The organism is Crossiella cryophila, assembly GCF_014204915.1.
GTDB classification, from domain to species: Bacteria; Actinomycetota; Actinomycetes; order Mycobacteriales; family Pseudonocardiaceae; genus Crossiella; species Crossiella cryophila.
Window position 1 is genome coordinate 7,324,328 of sequence record NZ_JACHMH010000001.1, and the last position, 22,189, is coordinate 7,346,516.

Annotated in this window: 1 protein-coding gene and 1 pseudogene; both read right to left on the reverse strand. The window is 72.7% G+C overall.

The window, feature by feature from the left end:
• Nucleotides 1–18 precede the first annotated feature (18 nt).
• Entirely contained in the window at nucleotides 19–5,487 is a 5,469-nt protein-coding gene (locus HNR67_RS31695) for a type I polyketide synthase (RefSeq protein ID WP_185005831.1), read from the reverse strand.
• Nucleotides 5,488–5,676: 189 nt separating this feature from the next.
• Nucleotides 5,677–22,158, reverse strand: a pseudogene (locus HNR67_RS45125) (type I polyketide synthase); the annotation flags it as partial.
• Nucleotides 22,159–22,189: the final 31 nt, after the last annotated feature.

The following is a 22,189-nucleotide window of genomic DNA, read 5'->3' on the forward strand; positions in this document are numbered from 1 at the left end:
CGCGACGAGGCGGCGGGGTCAGCTCAGCCCCAGCTCCTCGTCGATCAGAGCGAACATCTCGTCGTCACTCGCCGTGGCGAGGCCGACCTCGTGCTGATCCGCTCCCGGCTGGGCGCGGCCGTCCTGAAGAGTCCACAGGAGTTGAGCCAAGCCATTTACCAGTTTTGTCCGCGACTCCTCGTCCAGTTCGGAGCCGGCCACGGCGGCCTCCAGGCGGGCCAGTTCGGTGAACGCGGCCCCCTCGCCCGCGCTGTCCACGAGCTGAAGTCGCAGGTAGCGGGCGAGTTCGAGGATGTTGGCGTAGTCGAAGATCAGCGCGGCGGGCAGGCGCAGGCCGGTGCGGGCGCCGAGCACGTTGCGCAGCTCGACCCCGTTGAGCGAGGTCATGCCGAGGTCGACGAAGCCGCGCAGCCGGTCCAGGTCGGCGTGGTTGTCGTAGCCGAGCAGGTGCGCGCACTCGGTGGCGACCAGATCCGCGAGCAGGGTCTCCTGCTCCTTCTCGCTGAGCCCGCCCAGCTTCGCGCTCAGCTCGGCGCCACGGCTGCTGGCCGCGGCGGGGCTGACGGCCTCACCGGCGGCCGTGCCGCGGACCAGGCCACGCAGGAGTGCGGGCACGGCGTCCCGGTCCACCGCGCGCAGGTCCAGTGGCGCGGCCACGACCAGGGCGGTGGACACGGCGGTGACCGCGTCCAGCATCGCGGGTCCCTGCGCGGGTTCGATCGGGATCATGCCGGAGCGGCGCAGCCGGGCCCACTCGGCTTCGGCCAGTGCCCCGCCCATGCCGCCCTCGCCGCCCCAGAGGCCCCAGGCGATCGAGGTGGCAGGCAGGCCCTGGGCGCGCCTGCGGTAGGCCAGGGCGTCCAGGAAGGCGTTGGCGGCGCTGTAGGGGCCCTGGCCGGGGCCGCCGGTGAGTCCGGCGATGGAGGAGTAGGTGACGAAGGCGGTCAGCTCGTGGTCGCGGGTCAGCTCGTCCAGGACCAGGGCGGCGTCCACCTTGGGGCGCAGCACCTGGGCGAGTTGATCCGCGGTGAGGTTGGGCAGCAGGTTGTCGCCCACCACGCCCGCGGTGTGCACCACGCCGGTCAGCGGGGCCTCGGACGGCACGGAGTTGAGCAGTTCCTTGACCGCGGTGCGGTCGGCGATGTCGCAGGCGGCCACCCGGACCTCCGCGCCCAGTTCGGTCAGCTCCTGGGTGAGCGTGTCCGCGCCGGGGGCGTCGGGGCCGGTGCGGCTGGCCAGGATCAGGTGCCGGATGCCGTGCTGGGTGACCAGGTGCCGGGCGAGTTCGCTGCCGAGCTTGCCGGTGCCGCCGGTGATCAGCACGGTGCCCTCGGTGGGCCACTGCCAGCTCGGCTCGGCGGCCTCGGCGCGGGCCAGGCGCGGCACGGTGACCGCACCCGCACGCACGGCGAGCTGCGGTTCCCCACTGCCCAGGGCGGCCAGCAACGCGGTCGCGGACTCGTCAGAACCGTCGACGTCGGCGAGCACGAACCGGCCCGGGTACTCCGACTGGGCGGTGCGGACCAGGCCCCACACGCCCGCGTCGGCGATGCCGTTGAGCTTGTCCTCGGGGCCGGTGCCGATGGCCAGCGAGGTCACCACGACCAGGCGGGCCTCGGCGAACCGGTCGTCGGTGAGCCAGTCCTGGATGGCGGTGAGGGTCTGGGTGACCGACTGCCGGGCCGCGTCCGCGAGATCGCCGACACTGGCGGCCACCGGCAGCAGCACGAACTCGGGCACGTGCCCGCCGCGGGCTTCCAGGAGGGTGGCGATGCTGCCGGAGGGTTCGCCGACCGCGCCACCACGCAGCAGCGCCTCGGCCAGGGGGCTCTCGCCCAGGACCACGGCGGTGCTGGTGCTCTCCGCGGTCAACTGCCGCCAGCGCACCTCGAACAACGCGTCCCCGCCCACGGCCGGGCCGCTGGCAGCCTGGAGCTGGGCCGGGTCCACGGTGCGCATCATCAGCGAGCCGATGCTGGCCACGGGTGCGCCCGCGGAGTCGGTGAGGGTGATGGCCAGGGTGTCCGCGCCGGTGACCCGCAGGTGCACCCGGGCCGCGCTCGCGCCCGCGGCGTGCAGCTGGACCTCGTTCCAGGAGAACGGCAGCAGCATGCCCTCGCCCGCGTCCTGCGGGGCGGCGAACGCGCTGGCCCGCAGTGCGGCGTCCAGCAGCGCGGGGTGCAGGCCGAAGCGGCTGGCGGACTTGCTGTAGTTCTCGGCCAGCCGGACCTCGGCGTAGACCTCGCCGTCCTTGGTCCAGGCGGCCTCCATGCCGGGCTGGTCCGCGACCGACAGCGCTTCGGCGCCCGCGGGCGGCCAGGTGGCGATCGGGGCAGGGGCGGCAGGCAGGTCGGCGCCCAGGGTGCCGGTGGCGTTCTCCGTCCACTGTGGACTACCGGCGAACCGGGAGTAGATCCGGATGTCCCGGTCCCCGTTGCCGTCGGCCGCGCCGACCAGGACCTGGAGGAACACCGGGCTGTCGTCGGGCAGCACCACCGGGCGGACGATGGCCAGTTCGCGCAGGGTCGGGCAGTTGACCTCGTCACCGGCGCGGATGGCGAGTTCGACCAGGGCCGCGCCCGGGATGAGCACCGAGTCGCCGACGATGTGGTCGGCCAGCCAGCCGTGGCTGGAGCGGGCCACGCGGCCGGTGAGCAGGGTGCCGCCGGTGTCGGGCAGCTGGGCGACCGCGCCGAGCAGCGGGTGGTCGGCGTTGCCGAGTCCGGTGCTGGTCAGGTCGCCGGACATGCCGCTGCGCTCCAGCCAGTAGTGCTGGTGCTGGAAGGCGTAGGTGGGCAACGAGATCCGCTGCGCGCCCGCGCCGGTGAACAGCGCGGTCCAGTCCACGGTGACGCCGTGCACGTGCAGGTGGGCCAGGCTGAGCAGCAGCCGGGTGGCACCGCCGTCCTCACGGCGCAGGGTGCCGGTGACCACGGTGTTGTCCAGTTCCAGCTCGTCAAGGGCCTCCTGGATCGGCGCGGTGAGCACCGGGTGGCTGCTGGCCTCCACGAACGCGCCGAACCCTGCCTCGGCCAGCGAACGCACGGCCTGCGCGAACTGCACGGTCTGGCGCAGGTTGCGCAGCCAGTACTCGGCGTCGGCGGTGCCCGGCTCGATCCACTGACTGTCCACAGTGGACCACCAGGGCACGGTGCCGGGTTGCACGGTGAGGTCGGCGAGGACCTCGCGGAGGCGGTCGGCGATGGCGTCCACCTGGTGGCTGTGCGAGGCGTAGTCCACCGGGATGACCCGGGTCCGGTAGCCCTCCGCGATGCAGCGGGCTTCCAGCTCGGCCAGTGCGGCGACGTCACCGGCGAACACGGTGGCGGTCGGGCCGTTGATCGCGGCGACCGAGAGCTGCCCGGCCCACTGGCTGAGGTCGATCTTGTCGGCGGCCGCGGCGACGGACATCATGCCGCCGCGTCCGGCCAGGTCCTCGGCGATGGCCTGGCTGCGCAGCACCACGACCTTGGCCGCGTCGGCCAGGGAGAGCACGCCGGTGACGCAGGCGGCGGCGATCTCGCCCTGGGAGTGCCCGATCACCGCGTCCGGCTTGACGCCCGCGGCCTCCCAGACGGCGGCCAGGGAGACCATCACGGCGAAGGAGGCGGGCTGCACGACGTCGACCCGGTCCAGGTCACCGCCGGTCGAAATGACTTCCAGCAAAGAGAAACCGGTCAGCGGGTCCAGCACGGCCGCGCACTCGGCCATCCGGGCGGCGAAGACCGGCGAGGACTTGAGCAGGTCGGCGCCCATGCCAACCCACTGCGCGCCCTGGCCGGGGAAGACGAAGACGGTCTTGCCCTCGACCACGGTCCGGCCACTCACCACGGCGTTGGAGGTCTCGTCGGCCACCAGGGCCGCAAGTCCCGCAACGGCTTCGGCGCGGTCGGCGGCGACGATGACCGCGCGGTGGTCCAGCACGGCGCGGGAGCTGGCCAGGGTGAACCCGATGTCGACCAGGCTGCCGTCGGGCTGTTCGGCGAGCCGGGTGGCCTGGGCGCGCAGCGCGGCCGGGACCGCGGCGGAGAGCACCCACGGCACCACACCACCGGCGGAGACCAGTCCGGCGGGCTCGGGGGTTTCCTCCACGGCTTCGGGTGCCGGGGCCTGTTCCAGGATGAGGTGGGCGTTGGTGCCGCTCACGCCGAAGGAGGACACGCCGGCGCGGCGCGGCCGGTCGGATTCGGGCCAGGGCTGGGCTTCGGCCAGCAGCCGGACATCACCGGCGGACCAGTCCACTTTGGACGTCGGCTCGTCGGCGTGCAGGGTCTTGGGCAGCACACCGTGGCGCAGTGCCTGCACCATCTTGATCACGCCACCGACACCGGCGGCGGCCTGGGTGTGGCCGATGTTGGACTTGAGCGAACCCAGCCAGAGCGGCCGGTCCTCGGGCCGGTTCTGCCCGTAGGTGGCGATCACGGCCTGCGCCTCGATCGGGTCGCCGAGCACCGTGCCGGTGCCGTGCGCCTCCACCGCGTCCACATCGGTCGGGGTCAGTCCGGCGGAGGCCAGGGCCTGCCGGATCACCCGCTGCTGGGCCGGTCCGCTGGGGGCGGTGAGGCCGTTGGAGGCGCCGTCCTGGTTGACCGCGGTGCCGCGGATCACCGCGAGCACCTTGTGCCCGTTGCGCTGGGCCACGGAGAGGCGTTCGAGCAGGATCAGGCCGACGCCCTCAGACCAGCTGGTGCCGTCGGCGGCGTCGGCGAAGGACTTGCAGCGCCCGTCCTTGGCCATGCCGCGCTGCAGCGAGAACACCACGAACGCGCCGGGGGTGGCCATCACCATCGCGCCACCGGCCAGCGCCATCGAGCAGTCCCCCGCGCGCAGGGCCTGCACGGCCCAGTGCATGGCGACCAGGGAGGAGGAGCAGCCGGTGTCCACGGTGACGGCGGGGCCGAGCAGGCCGAGGGAGTAGGAGATCCGGCCGGAGGCAACGCTGTTCGCGCTGCCGGTGGCCAGGTAGCCCTGGTACTCGTCGAGTGAGCTGTCGGCGTTCATCGAGTAGCCGTTGGTGGCCACGCCGGTGAACACGCCGATGTCGCTGTCCCGCAAGGAGGCCGGGTTGATGCCTGCGTCCTCGAAGGTCTCCCACGCGGTTTCCAGGAGCTGGCGCTGCTGCGGGTCGGTGGCCATCGCCTCGCGCGGGGACATGCCGAAGTGCGCGGCGTCGAAGTCCCCTGCCCCGTCGAGGAATCCGCCCTCGGTGACGTAGGTCTTGCCCACCGCGTCCGGGTCCGGGTCGAACAGGTTCTCCAGGTCCCAGCCGCGGTCCTTGGGGAACGGCGTGATCGCGTCCCCGCCGCGCTGCACCAGGTCCCACAGGTCATCCGGTGAGGCCACCCCGCCCGGGAACCGGCAACCCATGCCGACGATGGCGATCGGCTCGTCGACCGCCGCCTCGGCCTCCCGCAGCCGCTGCCGGGTGGTGTGCAGCTCGGCGGTGACCTTCTTGAGGTAGGAGAGGACCTTGTCGTCGCTGGTCATCGGTGATCTCCAGGGTGGTGGGGGCGGGCGGGCAAGACCCGCCACCGTGTTGGCCGTTCTCGTACGGTGTGTTGGCCGAACTGGACGGTGTGTTGGCCGCTATGGGCGGTGTGTTGGCCGATTGGGCGTACCAGTTCGGCCAAGACTGTGTACGACAACGGCCAACACGCCGGTGAGGTTCGGGGCGGGCTAGTCATTGCCCAGCTCCGAGTCGATGAAGGCGAAGACGTCCTCGGCGGAGGCGGCTTCCAGGTCCTCCGCGACGGTGCCGCCGCCCGTGCCGGCCGCCGAGTTCTCGGTGAGCCGGGCGGTGAGGCGGTGCAGTCTGGTGGTGAGCTTGGCCTGTTCGACCGCTTCGGCGGGCAGGGCGAGCAGGCTGGCTTCCAGGCGTTCCAGCTGGGCCTGCACGTATTCGAGGGAGTTGCTGTCGGTGTGGCCGAGGTCGGTGCGGATCCGCTTGGCCAGCGCGCTGGCCCTGGGGTGGTCGAACACCGAGGTGGCCGGCAGCCGCAGCCCGGTCCGCTTGTTGAGGCGGTTGCGCAGTTCCACCGCGGTCAGCGAGTCGAAGCCGATATCGCTGAACGCCCGGTCCCCGACCGCCGACTTGTCCGCGTAGCCGAGCACCGCGGCGGCCTCGGCCTGGACCAGGTCGACGAGCATCCTGTCCTGGTCCTCGGCGGTGAGTCCGCTGAGCTTGGCGGCGAACTCGCTGGTGCCCGCGCCCTCGGCCGGTTCCTCCGGCGCGAGCAGGGCGACCACCTCGGGCAGGCCGTTGAGCAGCGGGCGGCTGCGGGTGAGGGTGTAGCCGGGGGCGAAACGCTCCCAGTCGATGTCGGCGATCACCCGGTGCGGCGAACCCTCCCCCACCGCCAGGGCCATGGCCTGGGTGGCCTGGGCCGGGTCGAGGGTGAGCAGGCCCATCCGGCGCAGCTGTTCGGCGGCCTCGCGGTCCACCATGCCCGCCTCGCCACCCCAGGCGCCCCAGGCGATCGCGGTCGCGGACTGCCCCCTCGCCCGGCGGGCGACCGCCAGGCCGTCGAGGTAGGCGTTGCCCGCGGCGTAGGCCAGCTGGCCGCTGCCGCCCCAGGTCGCCGCCCCCGAGGAGAACATGACGAACGCGTCGAGGTCGTGTTCACGCAGCAGCTCGTCCAGGTGCGCCGCGCCGGTGATCTTGGCGTGGCTGATCTGGGCGAACTCCTCGGCGGACATCTCCGAGAGCGGGGTTTCCGGGCGAGCGATGCCAGCGGCGTGCACCACACCGGTGAGCGGTTGCCCGGCCGGGATCGCGTTGATCACCTCGGCGAGCTGGTCCCGGTTGGTGACGTCGCAGGCGGCCACGGTGACCTGCGCGCCGAGTTCGTTCAGCTCGGCGGTCAGTTCGGCCACGCCTTCTGCCTCGGGACCCTTGCGGCTCAACAGCACCAGTCGTTCGGCGCCGTTGGTGGCGGCCCAGCGGGCGATGTGCGCGCCGAGGGCGCCGGTGCCGCCGGTGACCAGCACGGTGCCGCGTGGCTGCCAGGCCGTGGCATGCGCGACCGCATCACGGCGCAAGCGCCTGCCGAAGGCGGCGGCGGAGCGGATGGCCACCTGGTCCTCGCCCTCGGACCCGGCGAGCACCGCGCCCAGCCGGTCCAGGGCTGCAGAGTCGAGCTGTTCGGGCAGGTCGATGACGCCGCCCCAGAGCGCGGGGCGGTCCAGGCCGAGCACGATGCCCATGCCCCACAGCTGCGGCTGCCAGGCGCTGGTCAGCTCGGCCGGGTCGGTCACCGCGACCGCGCCGCGGGTGAGCACCCAGACCGGGGCGAGCAGCCCGTTCCGTTCCACCGACTGCACCAGCGCGAGGGTGTCCGCGGGCCGGTCGTCGTTGGCGGGCAGGGACAGGATGCCGGTGTAGTCGCCGGGCGGGAGCTGGTCCGGCGTGGTCTGGACGACCTTCGCGCCGCGGGCGGTGAGGCCGTCGGCGAGGGTGGCGGCCAGGTCGCCGCTGTCGCGGGTGACCAGCAGCCAGGTTCCGTCCAGGGCAACGGTTCCGGCGGTGGTGAGCGGAGACCAGTCGATCCGGTAGGACCACTGGTCGAGGGCGACGGCCTCCTGGTGACGGCGTCGCCAGGTGGTCAGGCCGGGCAGGATCGGGGCGAGGGCGGCTTCGTCCACGCCGAGGGATCCGGCGAGGGCGGTGACATCGCCCTGTTCGACCGAGGTCCAGAACTCGCTGTCGGCGACTCCGGCCACGACCTCGGACGGCTCTGCCCAGTACAGCTCGCGCTGGAAGGCGTAGGTGGGCAACGGGATCCGCTTGCCGCCCGCGCCGAGGAACAGTCGCGGCCAGTCCACCTGGACCCCGCGCACGTGCAGCTGGGCCAGGCTGAGCAGCAGCCGGGTGGCGCCGCCGTCCTCGCGCCGCAGGGTGCCGGTGACCACGGTGTCGGGCAGGTTGCGGCCGTCCAGGGTTTCCTGGATCGCGGCGGTGAGCACCGGGTGGCTGCTGACCTCGACGAACGCGGCGTAACCGGCGTCGGCGAGTGCGCCGACGGCCTGGCCGAACCGCACGGTCTGGCGCAGGTTCCGGAACCAGTAGTCGGCAGGCACCTCCGCCGGGTCGAGCCACTGGTTGTCCACTGTGGACCACCAGGGCACCGAGCCCTCCTGGATGGTGATGCCCGCGAGCACCTCGGCGAGTTCGGCTTCGAGGAGGTCGACGTGGTGGCTGTGCGAGGCGTAGTCCACCGGGATCACCCGGGTCCGGTAGCCGCGTTCGGCGCACCATTCGGCGAGCTGTTCCATGGCCTGGACGTCACCGGCGACCACGGTGGCGCTGGGGCCGTTGATGGCGGCGACGGAGACCTTGTCCGCCCACGGGGTCAGGTCGATCTGGTCGGCGGGCGCGGCCACGGACATCATGCCGCCGCGGCCGGCCAGGCCGTTGGCGATGGCCTTGCTGCGGAGGACGACCACCTTGGCGGCGTCGGTCAGGGAGAGCGCGCCGGTGACGCAGGCTGCGGCGATCTCACCCTGGGAGTGCCCGATCACCGCGTGCGGCCGGACACCCGCGGATTCCCACACGGCGGCAAGGGAAACCATCATGGCGAAGGACACCGGCTGCACCACGTCCACCCGGTCCAGCTCGCCACCACCGGACACGACGTCCAGCAGCGACCAGCCGGTCAGCGGATCCAGCGCCGCGGCGACTTCGGCCAGGCGGGCGGCGAAGACCGGCGAGGACTTCAGCAGCTCGGCGCCCATGCCGACCCACTGCGCGCCCTGGCCGGGGAAGACGAAGACGACCCGGCCGTCCACCGAGGCCTGGCCGGTGACCACGTAGCCGGAGGGCTCGTCGTTGGCCAGATCGGCCAGTGCGGCAATGGTTTCGGCGGTGCTGGGGGCGACGACCACGGCGCGGTGCTCCAGGGTGGCCCTGGTGGTCGCGAGGGACCAGCCGAGGTCCACCGGGTCAGCGCCGGTGTAGTCGGCGAGCTTCGCGGCCTGTCCGCGCAGTGCGGCGGCGGCCGAGCCGGAGAGCACCCACGGGACCACGCCACCGGAGGCGACCAGGCCGGATCCGTTGGCGGAGACCGGTTCCTCGATCTCCGGGGCCTGCTCGATGATCACGTGCGCGTTGGTGCCGCTGACCCCGAAGGAGGACACCGCCGCGCGGCGCGGCCGTTCGACCTCGGGCCAGGGCCGGGCCTCGGCGAGCAGTTCGACCGAGCCGGTGGACCAGTCGACCTTGGTGGAGGGTTCGGTGATGTGCAGCGACTTGGGCATGATCCCGTACCGCAGTGCCTGCACCATCTTGATGATCCCGCCGACACCGGCGGCGGCCTGGGTGTGCCCGATGTTGGACTTGAGCGAACCCAGCCACAGCGGCTCTTCGCGGTTCTGGCCGTAGGTGGCGAGCAGGGCCTGCGCCTCGATCGGGTCGCCCAGGGTGGTGCCGGTGCCGTGCGCCTCGACCACGTCGATGTCCGAAGTGGACAGTCCGGCGCTGGCCAGTGCGGAGCGGATCACCCGCTGCTGGGCTGGGCCGCTGGGGGCGGACAGGCCGTTGGAGGCGCCGTCGGAGTTGATGGCGGAACCCTTGACCACGGCCAGGATCCTGTGTCCGTGCCGCTTGGCGTCGGAGAGCCGTTCGAGCACCAGCACGCCGACGCCCTCGCCCCAGGCCACGCCGTCGGCGTCGTCGGAGAAGGATCGGCTGCGGCCGTCCGGGGACAGCGCGCGCTGGCGGGAGAACTCGATGAACCCGGCCGGGGTGGACATGATAGTGACGCCACCGGCCAGGGCCAGCCCGCATTCCCCGGCGCGCAGGGCCTGCGCGGCCAGGTGCAGTGCGACCAGCGAGGAGGAGCAGGCGGTGTCGACGGTGACGGTCGGGCCTTCCAGGCCGAGGGCGTAGGCGACCCGGCCGGAGGCGACGCTGGCCAGACCGCCGGTGGCCTGGTGGCCCTCGTATTCCTGACCGAGCAGGTTCGGGTAGTCGTTGCAGCTCAACCCGGTGAACACACCGGTCGCTGTGCCGCGCAACGCCTTCGGGTCGATTCCGGCCTGTTCCAGGGCCTCCCAGGAGGTTTCCAGCAGCAGCCGCTGCTGCGGGTCGGTGGCCACGGCCTCCCGCGGCGACATGCCGAAGAAGCCAGGGTCGAATTCACCGGCCTCGTGCAGGAATCCGGCGCGGCGGGTGTAGCTGCGGCCCTTGCGGTCGGGGTCCGGGTCGTAGAGGTTGCCGAGGTCCCAGCCGCGGTTGACCGGGAAGTCGGTGGTGGCGTCGATCCCGTCGGAGACCAGGTCCCACAACGTGTCCGGGCCGTCCACGCCACCGGCGAAGTGACAGCCGATACCGACGATCGCGATGGGTTCGTCCGCGGCGATCGGGCCCTGCTGGTGGCCGTTGGCCTCGGGTGCGCCGGAGATCTCGCGCAGCAGGAACTCGCTGAGCACGGCCACGGTCGGGTAGTCGAAGGCCAGCGTGGCGGGCAGGTTCAGCCCAGTGGCCGCAGACAGGCCACGGCTCAGGCGCAGGGCCAGCAGGGAGTCGAAGCCGAGTTCCTGGAACGGCCGGTCGGCCGGGATCCGGCCCGGGTGGCCGAGTACGGAGGCGACCCGTTCGCTGACCAGTTCACGCAGCGCGCGGGCCTGGTCCTCGGCCGAGCGATCCAGCTGCACCGGCTCGGCCGGGATCGCGATGGCCACGGTCTGGGTGGCCTGCGGGACCGAACCGGGCCAGAACAGCTTGCGGTCGAAGGCGTAGGTGGGGATGTCCACAAAGGACCCACCTGGGATGAGTCGCGGCCAGTCGATCTCGACCCCGGCCACGTGCAGTTCGGCCAGACCACGCAGCACCGAGCGGCGCTCGTCGGCCTGATCGGCGTGCAGCAGCGAGGTGACCGCGGCATCCGCGGGCAGGGCCTCGGCCACCGCGACACCCAGGGTGGAGCCGGGGCCGAGTTCCAGCACCGCACGCACACCCTGCTCGGCCAAGGTGGCCATGGCATCGGCGAACCGGACCGGCTCGCGGACCTGGCGGCCCCAGTACTCCGGGCTGCCGAAGTCCGTGACCTCGCCGACCGTGGAGACCACCGGGATGTTCGCCGTGCCAACGGAAATCCCGTCGATGGTGGCAGCGAACTCGGCCAGCATCGGGTCCATCAGGGACGAGTGGAAGGCGTGGCTGACCGAGAGCTTCTTGGTGCGGATGCCCTGGGCGGCAATAGCTTCGGCGACCTCGTGCACCGCCTCGGCGCCACCGGAGAGCACCAGGCTTTCCGGCGCGTTGACCGCGGCGATGGAGACACCCTCGCGGCCGTTGATCAGGTCGGTGACCAGGTCCTCCCCCGCAGCCACCGCGACCATGGCGCCGCCGGTGGGCAGGGCCTGCATGAGCCGGGCGCGGGCCGAGACCAGCGCACAGGCGTCGGACAGCGACAGCACCCCGGCCACGTGCGCGGCGGCGAGTTCGCCGATGGAGTGGCCGACCAGGTAGTCGGGGTGCACGCCCCAGGTCTCGACCAGCCGGAACAGTGCGACCTCGATGGCGAAGAGGGCGGGCTGGGCCGAGCCGGTCTGGTTGAGCGCGGTGGCGTCCTCGCCCCAGATGATCTCGCATAGGTCCGCGTCGAATTCGGCGAGCACGGCGTCGAAGGCGGCGGCGAAGACCGGGAAGCGCTGGTACAGGTCGCGTCCCATGCCCAGGCGTTGCGCGCCCTGGCCGGAGAAGACGAACGCCGTCTTGCCCGGGGTGACCACGCCGCGGGCCACGGCCGCGCCGTCGAGCAACACCGAGCGGTGGCTGAACCCACTGCGGCGGAAGGCCAGTGAGTAGGCCACGTCGGTGACCGGCTCGTGTGCCAGGACCGCCTGCACCCGCTCGATCTGGGCGTCCAGGGCGTCCGGGTTCTTGGCCGAGACCAGCAGCGGCACCAGGTCCGCGGCCGGAGTTTCCGTTGCGGGGACAGCGATCGGGGGTTGTTCCAGGATCACGTGCGCGTTGGTGCCGCTGACGCCGAACGCGGAGACCGCGGCGCGGCGCGGGCGGTCCGGCGAGTTCCACTCGACCGCTTCGGTGACCAGGCGGATCTCGCCGGTGGACCAGTCCACCCGGGAGGACGGCTCGGTCACGTGCAGGGTGCGCGGCACGATGCCGTGCTGCATGGACTGCACCATCTTGATGATCCCGCCGACACCCGCGGCGGCCTGGGTGTGCCCGATGTTGGACTTGAGCGAACCCAGCCACAGCGGGGTTTCCCGGTCCTGGCCGTAGGTGGCCAGGAGGGCCTGGGCTTCGATCGGGTCGCCGAGCCGGGTGCCGGTGCCGTGCGCCTCGACCACATCGACGTCCGAAGTGGACAGTCCGGCGGCGGCGAGGGCTTCCTGGATCACCCGCTGCTGGGCCGGTCCGTTGGGGGCGGTGAGGCCGGTGGAGGCGCCGTCGGAGTTGACCGCGGATCCCTTGACCACAGCGAGAATGCGGTGCCCGTGCCGCTGCGCGTCGGAGAGGCGTTCCAGGACCAGCACGCCGACGCCTTCGGACCAGCTGGTGCCGTCGGCGTCGTCGGAGAACGCCTTGCACCGGCCGTCAAGGGCGAGTGCGCGCTGCCGGGAGAACTCCACGTGCGCGGCCGGGGTGGACATCACCGTGACGCCACCGGCCAGCGCGAGTGAGCATTCGCCGGAGCGCAGGGCCTGGGCGGCCAGGTGCAGTGCGACCAGCGAGGAGGAGCAGGCCGTGTCCAGGCTGAGGACCGGGCCTTCCAGGCCGAACAGGTAGGCGACCCGGCCGGAGGCGACACTGGCGATGCTGCCGGTGGAGCGGTGTCCTTCGTACTCCGCGCCGAGCAGGGTGCCGTAGTCGGTGGCGCTGACGCCGGTGAACACGCCGGTCTTGCTGCCGCGCAACCGGTGTGGCGGGATGCCCGCGTGTTCCAGGGCCTCCCACGAGGTTTCCAGCAGCAGGCGCTGCTGCGGGTCGGTGGCGGCGGCCTCGTGCGGGGACATCCCGAAGAAGTCCGCGTCGAAGGTGCCAGTCTCGCGCAGGAAGTAGCCGGACTTCACGTACACGGTGCCGGGGTGGTCCGGGTCCTCGTGGTACAGCGAGTCCAGGGGCCAGCCGCGGTCGGCGGGGAACTCGGTGAGCGCGTCGCCACCGGCCTCCACCAGGCTCCACAACGCTTGCGGGCTGTCGATGCCGCCGGGGAAGCGGCAGCCCATGCCGACGATCACGATCGGATCGGACTGGTCGACCGCCGCGACCGGGGCCGCGGTGCGCACGGCCTGGCCGCCGGTGAGTTCCCGGTGCAGGTAGTCGGCGAGCGCGGTGACGGTGGAGTAGTCGAAGGCCAGCGTGGCCGGGAGAGCGAGGCCGGTGGCCGCGGACAGGGCACGGCTGAGTTCCACCGCGGACAGCGAGGTGAAGCCCAGGTCACCGAACGGGGTGTCCTCGGCGATGCCGTCGGTGTAGCGCAGCACGGTGGCGATCCGGTCGCCGATGAGCGCGCGGAGTTCGGCCGGGGTGCTGGAACTGACCGTCGGCGCGGCCGCGGTCGTCTGCGGGGCGGCCGGGGTGGCCAGGGCGCGCAGGGCGTGCGGGATCGCGCCGTTCTGGCTGAGCACCGTGACGTCCAGGCGGGCGCCGGCGACCACGTCGGACGCACCGGCGATGGCGCGGTCGAACAGGGCCAGGCCCTGCGCCTCGGACAGCCCGGTGAGGCCGACGTGGGACAGCGACTGCCAGTCGTCGGTGGAGAGCCCGGTGGCCATGCCGACCGTCCACGGACCCCACGCGATGGAGAGTCCGGGCAGACCGGCGGTCCGGCGGGCGCGGGCGAGTTCGTCCAGGGCGGCGTTCGCGGCGGCGTAACTGGCCTGACCGCGTGCGCCGACGATCCCGGCGAGCGAGGAGAAGACCACGAACGCCCGCAGGTCGCGGTCGCGGGTGGCTTCGTGCAGGTGGTAGGCCCCGTCGACCTTGGCGCGCAACACGGTCGCGAGGCGGTCCGGGGTGAGGGCCGGGATCAGCGCGTCGTCCACGACTCCGGCGGAGTGCACCACCGCGCCGAGGTCCTCGATGCCGTTGACCAGGTCGATGACCGCGTTCCGGTCGGTCAGGTCGCAGGCCACGATCCGGACATCGGCGTCGACTCCGGCGGCCCACTCGGTGATGCCCTCGGCCGCGGCACCGCTGCGGCTGGCCAGGACCAGGCGTTTGAAGCCCTGGCCTACCAGGTGGTTGGCGAGGGCGCGGCCGATGCCACCGGTGCCACCGGCGATCAGCACGGTGCGCTCGCGGTCCCAGCTCGCCTCGGCCACCCGCGGCTGGAGCGGCCCGAACCGGGGTGCGAACACCTGACCGGCGCGGACCACCAGGCTGGGTTCCTCGCCGGTGAGGTGCGGGGTGGCGAGTTCGATCTCGGCGGGGGTGTTGGCGGCCAGGTGCAGGAAGCGGCCGGGGTGTTCGGCGGCGGCGGAGCGGACCACACCGGCCACGGCCGAGGCGGCCAGGCCCTCGGCCGGGGTGACCACGACCAGGCGGTCGGTTTCCTCGCGCAGCCAGCGCTGCACCAGGGTGAGTGCCTCGGTGGCCGCGTCGAGCACGGCGTCCGGGTGGTCGGCGGCCTGTCCGGCCTCGATCAGTGTCACGGCGGGCGGGTTCGACACGGTCCGCACGGTCTGCGGCAGCCAGTCCACGCCGAACAGGGTGCCGCCGCTGGTGACGGCCACCTCGGGCCAGTAGCGGCGGTGCTGGAACGGGTAGGTGGGCAGTTCGACCACCCCGGCGGCTGGCAGCAGCCGGGTCCAGTCGACCGGGGTCCCGGCCACGTGCAGACCGGCCACGCCCGCGAGCACCGATTCGGCCTCTACCGGTCGGTCGGCGCGCAGCAGCGAGGTGACCACGGCCTGCTCGGGCAGCGACTCGGCGGCGGCCGCGCACAACAGTCCATCCGGGCCGACCTCCAGCACGGTCCGGACTCGCGCGGCCGCCAGGGCCGAGATCGCCGCGGCGAACCGCACGGGCTCGCGTACCTGGCGCACCCAGTACTCGGTGCTGCGCAGGTCCTCGCCCAGGGCGAGTTCGCCGGTGACCGTGGAGATCACCGGGATGCGCGGTTCGCGGAAGCTGACGGCGGCCAGTGCCGCGCCGAACTCGGCGAGCATGGGCTCCATCAGCGGGGAGTGGAAGGCGTGGCTGACCGAGAGCAGCTTGGTGCGCCGCCCGCGTCCACCGAGGACCTCCTTGACCTCGGCGACCGCGTCAGCCTCGCCTGCCAGCACGATGTTGCGGGCGGCGTTGATCGCGGCGATGGACACCGCGGGCCGGTCCGCCAGGACTTCGGCGACCTCGGCCTCATCGGCCTCGACCGCCAGCATCGCGCCGCCGGTCGGCAGCGCCTGCATCAGCCGGGCGCGGGCGGAGACCAGCGCGCAGGCGTCGGTGAGCGAGAGGATGCCGGACACGTGTGCGGCCGCGATCTCGCCAATGGAGTGGCCGACCAGGTAGTCGGGACGCACGCCCCAGGATTCGAGCAGCCGGAACAGCGCGACCTCGATGGCGAAGATCGCCGGTTGCGCCCAGCCGGTCTGGTTGAGCTGGTCGGCGTCCGCGCCCCACATGATGTCCCGGACGGGTTCGGCCAGTTCGGTGGTGACCGCGTCCAGCGCCTCGGCGAAGACCGGGAAACGCTGGTACAGCTCGCGTCCCATGCCCAGGCGTTGCGCGCCCTGACCGGAGAAGACGAACGCGGTGCCGCCCTCGACCGCGGTGCCGCGGGCGATCTCGTTGTCCCCCAGCAGGACCGCGCGGTGTTCGAAGGCGGTGCGGGTGGCGGCGAGTGAGTAGGCGATGTCCACAGTGGACCCGGTGGCCAGCAGCGGGCGCAGCCGGGCGATCTGCTCGTCCAGCGCGGCCGCGGTGCGGGCGGCTACTGGCAGCGGGACCAGGTCGGCCTCGACCGTGGGGCGTTCGGGCTCCGGCGGGGCCTGTTCCAGGATGACGTGCGCGTTGGTGCCGCTGATACCGAAGGAGGACACCGCGGACCGGCGCGGCCGCCCGACCTCGGGCCACTGGACTTCTTCGGTGAGCAGCCGGACCTCGCCGCTGGACCAGTCGACCTGGTCGGAGGGCTCGGTGAGGTGCAGGGTGCGCGGCACGATCCCGTGCTGCATGGCCTGCACCATCTTGATCACGCCACCGACTCCGGCGGCGGCCTGGCTGTGGCCGATGTTGGACTTGAGTGAGCCGAGCAGCAGCGGCTGGTCCCGGTCCTGGCCGTAGGTGGCGAGCAGGGCGCGGGCCTCGATCGGGTCGCCGAGCGAGGTGCCGGTGCCGTGCGCCTCCACCACGTCGACGTCCGAAGTGGACAGTCCGGCGGAGTTCAGCGCGGCGCGGATCACCTTGCGCTGGGCGGTGCCGCTGGGGGCGGTGAGGCCGTTGGAGGCGCCGTCGGAGTTGATCGCCGAACCCTTGAGCACGGCCAGCACCCGGTGGCCCTGGCGGCGGGCGTCGGAAAGCCGTTCCAGCACAACCACACCGACGCCCTCGGACCAGCCGGTGCCGTCGGCGGAGTTGGAGAATGCCTTGCAGCGCCCGTCCGCGGACATCACCCGCTGCCGGGAGAACTCCACAAACGCGGTCGGGGTGGACATCACGGTCGCGCCACCGGCGATCGCCAGTGAGCATTCGCCGGAGCGCAGGGACTGGGCGGCCAGGTGCAGGGAGACCAGCGAGGAGGAGCAGGCGGTGTCGACGGAGACCACCGGGCCCTCCAGGCCCAGGGTGTAGGCGACCCGGCCGGAGGCGACGCTGTGCGTGCTGCCGATGCTCTGCTCGCCCTCGAAATCGGCGGCCAGCAGCGGCCCGTAGTCGGTGTAGATCACACCGGTGAACACGCCGGAGTCACTGCCGCGCAAGGACCTCGGCTCGATGCCGGCGCGTTCCAGGGCTTCCCAGGTGGTTTCCAGCAGCAGGCGCTGCTGGGCGTCGGTGGCCATGGCCTCGCGCGGGGACATGCCGAAGAAGGCGGCGTCGAACTGGGCGGCGTCGTGCAGGAAGCCGCCGGAGCGCACGTAGGTGGTGCCGCGGCGGTCCGGGTCCGGGTCGTAGATGCCCTCGACGTCCCAGCCGCGGTCGGTGGGGAACTCGGTGATGGCGTCCACGCCGTCGGTGACCAGCTGCCACAGGCCGTCCGGGTCGACCACGCCGCCCGGGTAGCGGCAGCCCATGCCGACGATGACGATCGGGTCGGTGTCGTCGATCCGCCGGTTCGGCCGGTCGGTGACCGCGAGGTCGTCGGACCCGGTCAGTTCGGCGAGGAGGTGGTCGGCCAGCGCGATCACGTTGGGGTACTCGAACACCAGCGTGGTCGGCAGGGCGAGTTTGGTGGCCTCGGACAGGGCGCGGCTGAGTTCGACCGCGGTCATCGAGTCGAAGCCCAGCTCGCGGAAGGCCCGGTCCAGCGGGACCTCGCCGGTGTGCCGCAGCACCGCAGCGACCCGGGCGCGGACCAGTTCGCGCACGGCGCTGAGCTGTTCGGCGCGGGTGCCGCTGAGCAGGCCGGACACCCCGGCCAGCGCGGCCTTGCCCCGGCGCACCCCGCGCTTGCCGCCGAACTCGCGCAGCACGGGCGGCAGCACGTCGTGGCGGCGGACAGCGGCGAAGTCGATGGGCGCGACCAGGGCAGACGCGGTGCCGGAGGTGGTCAGCCGGTCGAAGGCGGCCAGGCCCTCGGCGACGGTGAGCTGCCGGAACCCGGCGGCGATCATCCGCTGCCGGTCGGCCGCGGTCAGCGTGGCGGACAGCCCGATTTCCCAGGCGGCCCAGGAAATCGCGAGTCCGGGCAGGCCGTTGGATCGGCGGTCGCGGACGAGTTCGTCCAGGGCGGCGTCGGCGGCGGTGTAGGCGGCCTGGCCCGCGTTGCCGAAGATCCCGGCGGCGGAGGAGAAGACCACGAACCCGGCCAGGTCCCGGTCCCGGGTGACCTCGTGCAGGTGCCAGGCTGCGTCGAGCTTGGGCCGGAGTACGGCGGAGAGTCGTTCTGCGGTCAGGGATTCGACCACGGCGTCGTCCAGCACACCGGCGGCGTGCACGACCGCGGTGAGCGGTCCGTCGATGCTGTCGATCAGCTGCCGGACCGAGTCCACAGTGGACAGATCGCAGGCGGCGATGGTGACGTCGGCGCCGAGTTCGCGCAGCTGTGCGGAGAGTTCGATGGCGCCGGGGGCTTCCGGGCCGCGTCGGCCGGCGAGCACGAGGCGGCGGAAGCCCTGGGTGGCCAGGTGGCGGGCGAGTTCGCTGCCGAGTCCGCCGGTGCCGCCGGTGATCAGGACAGCGGCGGCGCGATCCCAGGTGCGGTCGGTGGGCTCGGGGGTGTGGCGGCGCAGGCGGGCGGCCTGGACCTGGTCGTCGTGGATGCGCAGGCGGGGTTCGTCGTCGGTGAGGAAGGGCAGGGCGAGGGTGGGATCGGTGCCCGCGGGGACGGCGAGGTGGGTGAAGCGGCCGGGGTGTTCGGCGGAGACCGAGCGGAGGAAGCCGCCCACGGCCGCGGCGGCCGGGCCGGAGTCGGGGGTGACGATGGCCAGGCGGGCGGGGTTGCCCTGGGCCAGCCAGTCGCGGACGAGTTCGAGGGCCTGGGCGGTGGCGTGGTGGACGGCGTCGAGGTCGTCGCCCAGGGGGGCGATCTCGGCGAGGACCACGTCCGGCTGAGTCCCTACCGAACGGTCGGTCGGGACGCTGCCGGGCCGGTCACCCAGGCGAGCCACGGTGGGCAGTTCCGCCGGTGCGTCGGTCAGCGTTGCCCAGTCGAGGGTGAACAGGTCGGTCCCGGACTCCGCCGCGATCTCGACCGCGCGCAGGGTGACCGAGCGGGCGGTGAGCACTGGTTCGCCGGAGGGATCGGTCGCGACCAGTTCCCACGCGTCCCCGCCCAGCCCGGTCAGCCGCACCTTCAGCGTGCCGGCCCCGGTGGCGTGCAGGGTGACGTCCTGCCACTCGACCGGCCGCAGGTCGTCCTCGATCGCGGCGTGCAGCAGGGCAGGGTGCAGGCCGAAGCCGGGGTCGGTGGTGCCGTCGGGCAGCGAGACCTCGGTGACCTGGCCGCCTTCGCGGGTCAGGTCGAGTTCGCGGGGGTTCTTGGCGAGCTGACCCGAGGCGTGCCGGGTCCACTCCTCATCCGAGTCGGCCGGGCGGGCGTGCACCGAGACGGTGCGCCGGTCGTCGCCTGCCGCGCCGATGACGATCTGGATCTGGGAGCCGCCGTCGGGCAGGACAAGCGGGGTCAGTTCGGTCAGGCTGGAGACGCGGGCGTAGCCGACCTCATCGGCCGCGCGCACCACGAGTTCGAGCAGCGCGCTGCCCGGCACGGTGGACTGTCCGGCCAGCCACGGGTGGGTTTCCCGGGACAGGCGGCCGGTGAGCACGGTGCCGGAGCCGTCGCCGAGTGGGACGGCCGCGCCGAGGACCGGGTGCCGGGTGGCGGTCAGGCCGAACGCGGCGGCGTCGCCACCGATGCGCGGGGCTGGCCAGTAACGCTGACGCTGGAAGGCGTAGGTGGGCAGGTCGATCTGGGTGCCGGATCCGGCGAACCAGGCCGTCCAGTCGACCTTGCCGCCGCGAACCCACCACTGGCCAACGGATTCGAGGAGTCGCCTGGCCCCGCCCTCGCCGCGGCGCAGGGTGCCGGTGACCACGCCCTCGGCGCCGATCAGGTCCAGGGTGGCCTGGATCTCGGCGGCCAGCACGGGGTGCGGGCTGACCTCGACCACGCGGGTGTGCCCGGCGCGGATCAGGCCCTCGATGGCGGCGTGGAAGCCGACCCGCTGGCGCAGGTTGCGGAACCAGTAGCCGCCGGTCAGCTCGGTGGTGTCCAGCCAGCCGTCGGTGACGGTGGAGTAGAACGGCACCGCGCCGGCCTGCGGGCGGACCTCGGCGAGCAGCTGGCCGAGTTCGGTTTCCAGCTCGGCGACGAAGTGCGAGTGCGAGGCGTAGTCCACCGCGATCTGCTTGACCCGCACGCCATCGGCCTCGCAGCCGCGCACGAACTCCTGGATCGCGCCGATCTCGCCGGAGACCACCACGGCGGCCGGGCCGTTGACCGCGGCCACGCCGACCCCGTCGACCAGTCGGGCTTCGACCTCGGCGACGGGCAACGCCACCGAGGCCATGCCACCGCGTCCGGCCAGTACCCGCGCGATCAACTGCGACCGGCGGGCGACGACCAACGCGCCGTCCTGCAGGGACAATCCGCCCGCGACCACGGCCGCGGCGACCTCGCCCTGCGAGTGCCCGACAACCGCGTCCGGCTGCACACCGAGCGACTGCCACACCGCGGCGAGGGAGACGTTCACGGCCCAGGTGACCGGCTGCACGACGTCGACGCGGGCGAGCAGCTGCTCGTCGCCGAGGGCGTCGACCAGGTTCCAATCCACGTGCGGGGCAAGGGCTTCCGTGCATTCGGCCAGTCGCGCGGCGAAGACCGGGTACTCGTCCCGCAGCTGGAGGGCCATGCCCACCCACTGCGAGCCCTGGCCAGGGAAGACGAAGACCGAGTTGCCACCGGTGAACACCGTGCCGGAGACCACTCCCCCAGACTCGGCGAACCCGGTGTCGGCAAAGCCTTGCAGCAGAACGGAAAGCTCACCGGCGCCCGCACCGACCACCACCGAACGCACGGCCAGCGCGGCCCGCGAGGAGATCGTGGAGAACCCGGCGTCCAGCGCGCTGGGCGCGTCCGGACCGGCCAGCAGACTGGCCAGCCGGGCGGCCTGGCCGCGCAGGGCGGGCTCGACCTTGGCCGACAGCGCCACCGGCACCACGGCCGGAGCCGTTGCGGGCGCAGGGGTTTCGGACTCCTCGGGAGCCTGTTCGATCACGATGTGCGCGTTGGTGCCGCTGACGCCGAAGGAGGACACGGCCGCGCGGCGCGGGCGGTCGACGGCGGGCCACGGGGTGGTCTCGGTCAGCAGCTCGACCGCGCCCGCCGACCAGTCCACGTGCGCCGAGGGTTCGGTGACGTGCAACGTCTTGGGTGCCACGCCGTAGCGCACGGCCTGCACCATCTTGATCACACCGGCCACACCGGCCGCGGCCTGGGTGTGGCCAAGGTTGGACTTGATCGAGCCCAGTAGCAGCGGGATTTCCCGGCCCTGGCCGTAGGTGTTGAGCAGGGCCTGGGCCTCGATCGGGTCGCCCAGGGTGGTGCCGGTGCCGTGTGCCTCGACCACGTCGACGTCCGAAGTGGACAGTCGGGCCTCGCGCAGCGCGTCCTGGATGACGCGTTGCTGGGACGGGCCGTTGGGGGCGGTGAGGCCGTTGGAGGCGCCGTCCTGGTTGATCGCGCTGCCGGTGATCACCGCGAGGACCCGGTGGCCGTTGCGGCGGGCGTCGGAGAGGCGTTCCAGCACGATCACGCCGACGCCCTCGGCCCAGGCGGTGCCGTTGGCGGAGTCGGAGAATGCCTTGCAGCGGCCGTCGGGGGCGAGACCGCCCTGGCGGGTGAACTCGATGAACGCGGTGGGCTGGGTCATCACCGAGGCGCCACCGGCCAGAGCCAGGTTGCACTCGCCGTTGCGCAGGGCGCGCATGGCCAGGTGGATGGTGACCAGCGAGGAAGAGCAGCCGGTGTCGACGGTGACCGCGGGGCCTTCCAGCCCAAGGGCGTAGGAAACCCGGCCGGAGGCGACGCTGGGCGCGCTGTTCAGGCTCAGGTAGCCGCGGGAGTCCTCGGGGTCGAGCAGGTCGCCGTAGTCGCCGTAGACCAGGCCGGTGTAGACGCCGGTCCGGCTCCCCTTCAGGGTTTCCGGGTCGATCCGGGCGTGTTCCAGTGCCTCCCAGGAGGTTTCCAGCAGCAGCCGGTGCTGGGCGTCGGCGGTCAGCGACTCCCGGGGGGACATGCCGAAGAACTCGGAGTCGAACATGGCCGCGTCGTCCAGGAAGCCGCCGACCCGCGGGAAGTCCACCCCGCCGGTCGGCCAGTTCCGGTCGGCAGGCACGCCGGACATGACGTCGCGTTCGTCCCGGACCAGTTCCCACAGGTCCTCTGGTCCGCGCACGCCGCCAGGGAACCGGCAGCCGATACCCACGACCGCGATCGGCTCCCGGCCCTGCGCCTCGAGTTCCTCGATGCGCTGGCGCGCGCGGCGCAGGTCGACCGTGACCTTGCGGAGGTAGTCGACAACCTTGTCCTGCTGTTCTGGCATCCGGTGTACCTGCCCGTCG